Raw genomic sequence first — 546 nt, forward strand, 5'->3', positions numbered from 1 at the left:
TGGGTGCTCTTAAAGCTTATGCAGAAAGTGAACTTGAAAATTCTGCTGTAATTTTTTCTGCCGGAATGAACCCCAGGTTGTTTAATTACCTGGAGAATTTCAAAGAATTTGATGCTTCTGCCCCGGGCGTTTTTAAAAAGAAAGTGATCATCAAGGTGAGCGACTATCGTTCAGCATTGATCCAGGGGAAGTATCTCGCTAAAAAGGGAATTTGGGTAAGCGAATTTCGGATAGAGTCAGGACTTAACTGCGGCGGGCATGCCTTTGCTACCCAGGGTTTTTTATTGGGGCCCATCCTGGAGGAATTCAAAAATAAGAAGGAGGAACTGGCACAGGAGCTTTTCAGCTTATATAATCCGGCCATACAAGCGAGGGGAGAGGCAGGATTTGAAAAACCACACCCTATCAATGTGACCGTGCAGGGAGGGATTGGAACAGCTGCCGAGCAAAAACTGCTTTACGGGTATTATGATGTGAACGGCACAGGTTGGGGAACTCCGTTTCTATTATGTCCCGAAGCCACCACAGTGGATGACAACACTCTTC

The 546-nt window shown here is 46.0% G+C and carries 1 pseudogene; it reads left to right on the forward strand.

The window, feature by feature from the left end:
* Positions 1-546, forward strand: a pseudogene (locus HC175_RS16990) (hypothetical protein); the annotation flags it as partial.

It is taken from the genome of Salinimicrobium oceani (assembly GCF_012037645.1).